Genomic DNA, 8,507 nt, shown 5'->3' with positions numbered 1-8,507 from the left:
CGATTTCGTCGATGAAGACGATCGCAGGCGCATTCTCCTCGGCTTCTTCCGGAACACCTCACGGAGCTGTTCTTCGCTCTCGCCGTAGTACTTCGACATGATCTCCGGGCCGGAGATGGTCTCGAAGTAGGCATCTATCTCGTTGGCGACCGCCTTCGCCATCAGCGTCTTTCCGGTGCCTGGCGGTCCGTGAAGGAGCACGCCTTTCGGCGGCTCGATACCGAGTTGCTGGAACAGTTCCGGATGGCGCATCGGCAACTCGATCATCTCTCGGACCTGCTCAGCTCGTCGTCGAGGCCACCGATGTCCTCGTAGGTGACCGACGGTCCGGTCTCGGAGCGTTCGGCCTCGCCGCTGATCTGTTCGGCGGGCGTCTCGCTGATCTCGATGTCGGTCGAATCGGTAACGACGACTGTTCCGCTCGGCTCCGTGTTCGCGATTTTCAGCGGCACCGAGCGTCCGTTCCCGGACATCGGGCCGAACGAAAGCGGGAACGGCACTGTCTGGTTCTCGGTGATCGCCTGTCCGCTAAGCTTGTCACGGACAAGCGGACCGATGTTTCCGCGGATGCGGAGGTTCTGGGGAGTGCAACAGTCACACTCGTCGCGGGCTGGACGTCCGCCTTCTCCACGGTGACGCTGTCGTCGATACCGACGTCGGCCTCCTGTCGAAGACGGCCGTCGATCCGAATGACGTTCTGTCCCTCGTCCTCGGGGTAGCCCGGCCAGACGCGGGCAACCGCTTTCCGCCCGTCGCTCCCCTCGATGACGATGTAATCGCCGTTTTCGAGGTCGAGTTCGCTCATCGATACACGATCGATCGCGGCGAGTCCCCGGCCTGCGTCTTTCTGTTTGAGTGGTTTGACAGTGAGTTTCATCGTCGCTCCTCCAGTTCGATAGTGAGGACTCCGTTTTTGATAAACGCTTGCGCATCCTCGTGGGGCAGATCGATGTCGATCTGCTCGCCCTCTTCGGGCAGGACGATAGCGGTGTCACCGACGACGTCCACGGTGGCGTCCACGCCGCTTCCGAGATCCGCAACGACCCGGCGAGTGCCGTCGACGTCGTACTCCCGCACCGGCCGATCGTCTCGTCGTGAAAACTGTTTGATATCCATGATTCCTAACAATAGGTTAGTCGTGCTAGTATATAAACTTTACTCTCAGAATCGCAAGAGGGCATATATAGCACAAGTATAGACGAAAAGCGGTTCACACCAGATTTCGGTACGACTGCTTCCGGAGAGGCTACTATCGACCGGGCTCTGTCGGGGGAACATTCACGTCGCGTTGCGGTCAACATGTAGTATGGAAACGTACACACACCACGGTCGGACGACGGCATATCGGCGGACCGACCGCGGTGGCGACGGCCCGACGGTCCTGTTCGTGCACGGTAGCGGTGCGACGAGCGATATCTGGCGGCAACAGCGAACGCTCGCGGATCGGTACGAGGTCGTAACGATGGACCTCAGCGGCCACGGCGAGTCGGAGGACGCCGACGTTGGCGCCGGCTACGAGACGCTCTCGGTCTATGCCAGCGATGTCGTCGCTATCGCACAGGAGACCGACGCGGACGTGCTGGTCGGGAACTCGCTTGGCGGTGCCGTCCTGTTGCATATGGCGCTCGAACGCGATTACGACCCCGGAGCGCTCGTGCTGACTGGGACCGGCGCGAAACTCGCCGTGCTCGAGGACTTGCTAAGGTTGGCTAGACGACGACTTCGAGCGTGCCGTCGAGTTCCTCCACGCGGACGGGCGATTGTTCTACGACCCCGACGAGGAACTACGGTCGGCGTCGGCGGCGGCCATGATGGAGGTCGGCCGTGAGATCACGAAACGGGACTTTCGGACCTGCCACACGTTCGACGTTCGCGATCAGTTAGAAGAGACCGACGTGCCATCGCTTACAATCTACGGCGAGCACGACCAGTTGACGCCGCCGCGCTACCACGGGTATCTCGCCGAGGAGTTGCCCGACGCCGCACGAGCAATCATCGAAGATGCGGCCCACCTCTCGATGCTCGAACGGCCGGACGCTTTCAACACCGCACTCGAACGGTTCGTCGACGGGCTAGCGGAGAGCGGTTCGCTCGATTAGTATAGATCGTCGAGTTCCTCCGAGTACTGACTATGCTCCTCTGCCGGGAACTCACCCTCCAACACCGCTTCGACGTAGCTATCGATTGCCGACTGCATCTCCGCTCGGACGTCGCCGAACTGCTCCGCGAAGGGCGGCGACCACTCGCCGAGGCCGATGGCGTCGTTGAACACCAGTACCTGCCCGTCGGTTGCCGGGCCGGCCCCGATGCCGATGGTCGGTATCTCCAGTTCGTCGGTGACCGTCTCTGCCAGATTCGCCGGGACGTGCTCTAGCACCAGCGAGAACGCGCCCGCTTCCTCGTGGGCGTGTGCGAGGTCGATGATCTCCTGGGCGGCTTCTGGATCCGAACCCTGCTGAGTGTAGCCGCCGAGTTCGTTGATGCGCTGTGGCGTCAACCCCAGATGCGCCATGACCGGGATTCCCAGTTGGTGGAGTCGCTCGGTCAGTTCGACGGTGTGTTCGCCGCATTCGAGTTTGACCGCATCTGCGTGGGCCTCCTTGAGCATCCGACCGGCGTTCTCGATGCTCGTCTGCCGATCGGTGCCGTAGCTGAGGAAGGGCATATCCGCGACGACCAGTGCCTCTTCAGCGCCCCTGGCCACGGCGGCGGTTCGGCTCGCTACCTCGTCGACCGTTACCGGCAACGTGGAGTCGTAGCCCAGTACGGCGTTGCCCATGCTGTCGCCGACCAGTATCACGTCGACGCCTCGTTCGTCGATCAACTCTGCGGTCGGTGCGTCGTACGCTGTCAGCATCGTAATCGGCTCCTCGCCCGCCCGGGCGCGGATGTCCTGCACGGTCAGTCCCATACAGGGTGGTTGGTGATGGAGCAAATAAATGGCGTGGGAAGATCAATAGCCCGACATCGGCGAGGACGGCCGGCCACGATGTCGGATATTTATACCCACCCGTTCCGAACCCGGCCGTATGTACGGAGTCCGGGAGATTCTTGCGGCCGTGCTGGCGTTCGGCCTCGGCCTCGCGCTCGTCGTCGCGCCGAACGCAGTGGTCAGACTGCAGTTTTTCGCACAGGGGCCCACCACAGGCCGGCACGGCGAGTATGGCGAGGACCAGGTGCTTACGGAGCAACAGGCATGGCTTGCCCGTGCTGTCGGGCTGATTCCGATCGGGATCGCGGGCTACATCCTCGCTCAGCCGCTGGTGTGATCCCTCGATCACTCGGCGTATCGTTCGCCCATCGCTTGGACGACCGAATCGAGCGTCCGGACGGCCCACAGATAAAACCCTGAGTCCGAAGTCGCCTCGACGCGCTCGCGAAACGCGGGGATCCAGTCGAAGTGGGCTTCGTGAAAGTTGGCATACCCCTCGTGTTGCTCTGCTTCCAGCAACAGACTCGCGTACTCCAGCAGCAGGGAGACGTGATCGGCTGGATACTCCGGAGGAACCGCGGCGTCAAGCGCGTCGTATCGACTCTTCATGTCGCTCGCCGGCGGTCCCGAGAGGATGCCGCGTTCGGTGCCGTCCCACCACTCTTCGTAGGCGGATTCGGCGGGGGGGAGCGTACTCGCCTTCGAACGCTTCGAAGGTCCGGAGATACTCCCTGCGGGCCCGGGCAATATCTTCGAACCGGGGCGGTGCGTCGACGCTGTCAATCGGTAACGATGCTGCACACTCTGCGACGATCGTCCCGAGCGTTCCGTTCCGGACCGCGTCAACGAACGCTTCGTCCGGATGCTGGAAACACGTCGCAAGCGTGGCGTAGAGGCGGGTGTGGTCGTCGTTCATCGTTTGTGTAGTTGCTTATCCGACGTAGACTGGCTGGTGGATCGCCGCGTAGATTATCACAAATCGTAGCATGAACGATCCGGCGATAACCAGCCCGAACTTCGTCGTACAGATCCGTTTGGTCATCAACACGTTCTCTTCGCGGAGGAACTCGACGACCTGCTGGGCGCCCGAGATAACGAGCGGAACCACCAGTCCGAGGCCGAGCACGCCCACCCACAGCAGGAGACCGTACCCCTCCGTGAGGCTGGCGTACGTCTCGGTGTCTGCTGGCCCGCCCGTAGACAGCGTGTACAGCAACGCCGCCAGCACCACAATCTCGACGATGATAATCGCGTCGTCGAGGATGCTAAACCGATGGACGAGATGGCTGTCTATGTCGCTGGCTAGCTGCGAGAGCATCAGAACCGCCGCGATACCCGCCGAGAACCCGCTCGCCAGGAACAGCAACGGGAGGATGTTCGGGTTCCACAGCGGCACGTTCCAGCCGACGTCGCTCAGCAGCAGTGCCGTGTAGACGATCAGCAACACGGCGAGGACGATGCCGATCACCTGCACGGCGACGGCGGCGAGGCCGGTCGGGCGCGTCGTGTCGGCAGCACGATCGATGTAGCCCTCGAACCCGGTCCGTGCCACGACGTGTCGCGGGAGTCCACTGGGGTCGTCCGTCGCTTCTGTTCCGAACGTGGCCCAGATGGCCCGGAACATGACGAGGAAGCTGAAGATCACGATCACCCAGGTCCCGATCGCCATCCACGAACTCCAGTTGGTGAACTGGACCGGGAACGTAAACGCCCTGAGGAAGGGGCCGGAGAGGTGCAACAGCAGGGTGATCGACCCCGCGGCGATCGTCAGGAAAGAAGTGAGAAAACCCCACTTCGTGACGTACTCGTACCCCTCGTAGCCGCTACGTGACCCAATCACTTCCGCGAGAGATGCGACCAGGAACGCCCCGCCCGAGAGCCCCCCGAGGAAGAGGTAGATCGCGACGAACACGTCCCAGTGGCCCGCGTCGAGCCAGTAGAGTTCCGGTGCAGTCATGATCGACTACACCTCGTAGGTCACTGCACCGGCTTCGTCGTCGTCCTGGTCCGCCTCGACGATAACGTTCGCCGGTTGAGAGGCGAACCGTTCGATAGCCTCCGTCGACGCTTCGGCTTTCAGTTCGCTAACCGGTCCGGCCTTGATCGCACCGCCGACACAGTTGTCGACGCATGCGGGCGTCGAGCCGCCGTCTTCTTGTTCCTCCCGAGGAGGCATGTCGTGGCCGCCACCGGGCCCCTCTCCGAGACACAGGTTGCACTTCGACATGGTGCCGCCATCGTCGTAGGTCGGTGCACCGTACGGACACGCCCATGCACAGTAGTGACAGCCGATACAGCTGTCCCGGTCGACGGTGACGATACCGTCTTCCTCGCGCTTTTCGATCGAGTTACACGGACACACCTTCTCGCACGGCGCGTCGGTACAGTGCATACACGACATCGAGATGGGCATCGAGCTTACATCGGGGAACTCCCCGCGCTCGACGTTACGGACCGTCCGCCACTCGTCCTGATCCGAATCGCGGTCGTGGCGTTGCTTGCACGAGACCGAACAGGCATGACAGCCGATACATTTGTTCGCGTCGAAGTAGAACGCCCACTGTTCACCCATCGTTACTCACCTCCGCTGGTGACGTCGACTGCGATGTGTCTGTCCGGCTGTCCGGTAATCGGGTCCATCTGTTTGGCGTGTAGTTTCATGGTGTTCATCCCCTCGTAATCCTCCTGTGCCGATCCCTCGCCGAAGCCGTACTCGGCGGTAACAATGCCCGGCTTGATTGTCTCGGTGACGTGTGCCATCAACTCTCCTCCGCCCGTCTCTGATTCGACGGTCACCATGTCACCGGTCTCGATGCCGCGTTCCTCGGCGTCCTCGGGATTGAGGTGCAGATAGTTGCCGCGGTAGTCCTCGTCTTCGAGTTCGTTCTTCCGGGCGAACTGGTCCAGACACCGGTCGATCCCCTGATCGCTACCGTGTGAGAAGAACACCGATCGGATGTCGTAGAACTCCAGCGGGTACTCCTCGTCGAGTTCGTCGCCGTAGGTCCCCGGAGGCTGCCACTCGGGAGCCGTATCCATTCCCGCCTCCTCGGCAGCCTGCACGAACGGCGGTATCTGGTCCAGATCGAAGCTGAACGCCGGGCCGTCCTCGTCGCGCCATTGCTCGTAGCCGTACTCGCCGACGAGTTCGTAGTTCTTGTCGCCGCTGTCGAGCTCTTCGAGGGTAAGATCGACCGCCTGTAGCTGATCGTCGATGAACTCCTCGTGGTCGTCCCACGGGAAGTTCTCGCCCCAGCCCATCGCCTCGGCGATGCCAGTCAGGATCTCCCAGTCCGGTTTGGTGTTGAACTGTGGTTCGACGGCGGCTTTCCCGCCGACGACCCACTGGTGTTCGGGGTAGGCGCTCCAGGAACCGGTGCCGACAGTGTCTTTCTCCAGTTGGGTCGCGTCGGCGAAGACGACGTCGGCGTTGCGCGTGACGCCGTTCCAGTAGGCGTCGACGGCGATCACCAGATCCATCTCGTCGAGGGCATCGAGCCACGCCTCGGCGTTGCCGTCTTTCAGCGGCATGTCGTGGTGGCAGTAGATGCCGTTGATGTGGTCGTTCTCGACCATCTCGGGGACGAGATTGTGGGCGATCCCTTCGATGTGCCGAAACGGGTACTCCTCGTACTCCTCGTACTTGTGGAGGGCCGGCTCTTTGCCCGCGGCGTTGTTCGGCAGGTCGACACCGATCGTCGCCTGGGTCCCTTTCTCGTCGGGCGTCCATTCGCAGACCTCGAACGGATCCGCCGTGGGCGTACTCTTCCACAGTCGGAGGCCGCCGGGGCGGTCGATGTTGCCGGCTAGCCCGTTCAGCGCGGTGATGTTCTGGGTAGCCTTCCAGCCGTTGCCCATCTGGGCCGTTCCGGTCCAGACCGAGATTCCCGCTGCCGGGGCTGCCTCGGCGAAGCCGCGGGCGATCTCTCGGATCTTGTCGGCATCGATCCCGGTGATCTCCGCGGCCCACTCGGGCGTCTTGTCCGCGACAGACTCCCGGTAGGCCTCGAAGCCGTGGGTGTGCTCCTGTACGAACTCCAGATCGAGGCGACCCTCCTGGATGATGACGTGTGCTATCGCCAGCGCCAGCGCGCCGTCGGTTCGGGGCTCGATCGGGAGCCATTCGTCGGACTTCTCGGCCGTCTCGGTGTACTGGGGGTCGATCGTTACTGGCGTCGCGTCGTTCTTCTCGATGGCTTCGAGGACGCCTTTCGCCTCGAACTGCCCGGCAAAGGAGCCAAGCGGGTTCCGACCCCACATGATGAGATACTCGGAGTTCTGGTAGTCGGGAACCCGGTTGTTCAGACCGACGCCCATCATCCCGCCGGTGACGAACGTCGGCCCGGCACAGACGTGGACTCCCCGGCCGATCCGTTCGGGCGTGCCGTAGAGGTCGCGCCAGATCGTCCGGAAGATCGGCGTCTCCGCCCAGCTTCCGGCGTCGAGGAACGTCTCCGCACCGTGTTCCTCGTCGAACTCCTGAAGCCGTTCGGCTGTGTACTCGAAGGCCTCGTCCCAGGTCGCTTCCCGTAGCTCGCCGTCCTCTCGGATGTAGGGCTGTTTGATCCGGTCGGGGTCGTGAGTCTTGTCGAGCTGGGCTAGCCCCTTCGGACAGAGCGTTCCGTTTGTGCCGGGACCTGCGCTCCCCCGGGGGTTACCGTCGACGCCAGTGATTCCGACGACGGTATCGTCGTTGACTTTGACTTCCTGGGCACAGTTGTGACAGCACATCCAGCAGTTGCCGAAGGCGGTGTCGGCGTCCGCGACCGGTGTCGCAGACCGATCCGTACTTGCCAGCCCGGGCGCGCTATCCAGACAGCCACCGAGTGCGGCGGCCCCTGCGGCGGCCGCGCCGGTCTTCAGCAGGTTTCGACGGGTCAGTCCGCTCCCGTCCTCGCTACTCATCCGCGATCACCTCCGCTGGCGTGTAGTCGTCGCCGAACTCCTCGCGGAGTCGTTTGTCGTACTTTTCGTGGAACTCCGTCTCGGTGAGTTCGCCGTTCGCGACGCGCATCGCGTCGATGCCGACCTGCCGGCCGAGCTCCTGATCGTATTCGCTCTCTTCGGGATCGGTTCCAAGGGCGGACAGCGCCTCGAGTGGATCCTGTTGGTTTTCTGGGCTCATGGAGTGCTCACAATAGGAACCACGGTTCTAGACCGCATAGGTCGTCCTCGGGATCTATTCAGGTTTTATATGCTGGTGAATCCCGGACGTGCCGGACGAACCATCGGATCGGCCGATCAAAAGAGAGTGTTGCGCGCTGACGGCGATAGCCCTTCAGGTCCGGACTCAGAGCGTCGGCGTCGCGACCGAGCTACAGCCCCAGTCGCCGCCTCCGTCGCCCCCGTCGCCCCCGTCGTCGGTCTCCATCTCGTCGCCGGCCATGTATGCGGCATCGGCCGCCTCGATCTGGTTCGCACCAGCGGACGCGAGTTCGGGGATCTCGTCGACGACGATCTCCAGGTCGCTATCGCCGGTATCGCCGTCCGTCCGGTCGTTAACGTCGACGCGCCACTTCTCCGGCGGGACGTTACCCTCCGTGTTGTTCCCGTCGTACTGGGCCCACTGTCTGGA

Annotated in this window: 10 protein-coding genes and 2 pseudogenes; 2 read left to right on the top strand and 10 right to left on the bottom strand. The window is 62.8% G+C overall.

Going from position 1 to position 8,507, the window contains the following annotated elements; all coding sequences use genetic code 11:
- Together ACFQL3_RS18560 and ACFQL3_RS18555 are read right to left on the bottom strand one after the other, a co-directional pair.
- Positions 1-877: pseudogene (locus ACFQL3_RS18560) on the bottom strand (AAA family ATPase); the annotation flags it as partial.
- Positions 874-1,116, bottom strand: coding sequence for a DUF7127 family protein (locus ACFQL3_RS18555; RefSeq protein ID WP_377051101.1), 243 nt, complete (start codon positions 1,114-1,116; stop codon positions 874-876). The gene ACFQL3_RS18555 and the pseudogene ACFQL3_RS18560, both read right to left, overlap by 4 nt.
- A 190-nt stretch (positions 1,117-1,306) precedes the next feature.
- Between ACFQL3_RS18555 and ACFQL3_RS18550 the strand changes: the two are divergent.
- Positions 1,307-2,099: pseudogene (locus ACFQL3_RS18550) on the top strand (alpha/beta fold hydrolase).
- On the opposite strand, the gene panB reads toward ACFQL3_RS18550, so the two are convergent.
- Positions 2,096-2,911 (bottom strand): 3-methyl-2-oxobutanoate hydroxymethyltransferase, encoded by an 816-nt coding sequence (gene panB / locus ACFQL3_RS18545; protein WP_377052442.1) that lies wholly within the window; start codon positions 2,909-2,911, stop codon positions 2,096-2,098. The pseudogene ACFQL3_RS18550 and the gene panB sit on opposite strands and share 4 nt — an antisense overlap.
- Before the next feature lie 118 nt (positions 2,912-3,029).
- Here panB and ACFQL3_RS18540 point away from each other — a divergent pair, with 118 nt between their 5' ends.
- Entirely contained in the window at positions 3,030-3,269 is a 240-nt protein-coding gene (locus tag ACFQL3_RS18540) for a hypothetical protein (RefSeq protein WP_377051099.1), read from the top strand.
- 8 nt (positions 3,270-3,277) lie between these two features.
- Here the strand turns inward: ACFQL3_RS18540 and ACFQL3_RS18535 are convergent, their stop codons facing one another.
- The 7 genes from ACFQL3_RS18535 to ACFQL3_RS18505 all read right to left on the bottom strand — a co-directional run.
- The gene (locus ACFQL3_RS18535) at positions 3,278-3,568 is read right to left on the bottom strand and encodes a molecular chaperone TorD family protein (protein WP_377057177.1); all 291 of its coding nucleotides are present in this window, start codon (positions 3,566-3,568) and stop codon (positions 3,278-3,280) included.
- A complete protein-coding gene (locus ACFQL3_RS18530; protein WP_377057179.1) occupies positions 3,516-3,848 on the bottom strand; it encodes a hypothetical protein in 333 nt (110 codons plus the stop codon). Before ACFQL3_RS18530 ends, ACFQL3_RS18535 begins: the two co-directional genes overlap by 53 nt.
- Before the next feature lie 15 nt (positions 3,849-3,863).
- Entirely contained in the window at positions 3,864-4,889 is a 1,026-nt protein-coding gene (nrfD, locus tag ACFQL3_RS18525) for an NrfD/PsrC family molybdoenzyme membrane anchor subunit (protein WP_377057175.1), read from the bottom strand.
- 6 nt (positions 4,890-4,895) lie between these two features.
- On the bottom strand, positions 4,896-5,504 hold the full coding sequence (locus ACFQL3_RS18520) for a 4Fe-4S dicluster domain-containing protein (RefSeq protein ID WP_377051087.1): 609 nt from the start codon (positions 5,502-5,504) through the stop codon (positions 4,896-4,898).
- A gap of 2 nt (positions 5,505-5,506) precedes the next feature.
- Positions 5,507-7,837 carry a molybdopterin-containing oxidoreductase family protein gene (locus ACFQL3_RS18515; protein ID WP_377057173.1) on the bottom strand — a complete coding sequence of 777 codons (2,331 nt, stop codon included), beginning with the start codon at positions 7,835-7,837 and terminating at the stop codon, positions 5,507-5,509.
- A complete protein-coding gene (locus ACFQL3_RS18510) occupies positions 7,830-8,057 on the bottom strand; it encodes a 4Fe-4S ferredoxin N-terminal domain-containing protein (protein ID WP_377051083.1) in 228 nt (75 codons plus the stop codon). The genes ACFQL3_RS18515 and ACFQL3_RS18510 overlap by 8 nt, the downstream gene beginning before the upstream one ends.
- A 165-nt stretch (positions 8,058-8,222) precedes the next feature.
- A partial coding sequence (locus tag ACFQL3_RS18505; RefSeq protein WP_377057171.1) for a hypothetical protein occupies positions 8,223-8,507 on the bottom strand: 285 nt, incomplete at its 5' end.

The sequence above is a fragment of the Natronoarchaeum sp. GCM10025321 genome (assembly GCF_042663585.1).
Taxonomy (GTDB): Archaea; Halobacteriota; Halobacteria; order Halobacteriales; family Natronoarchaeaceae; genus Natranaeroarchaeum.
The sequence above is the reverse complement of the archived record's forward strand: the minus strand, read 5'-3'. Positions and strand labels throughout refer to the sequence as shown.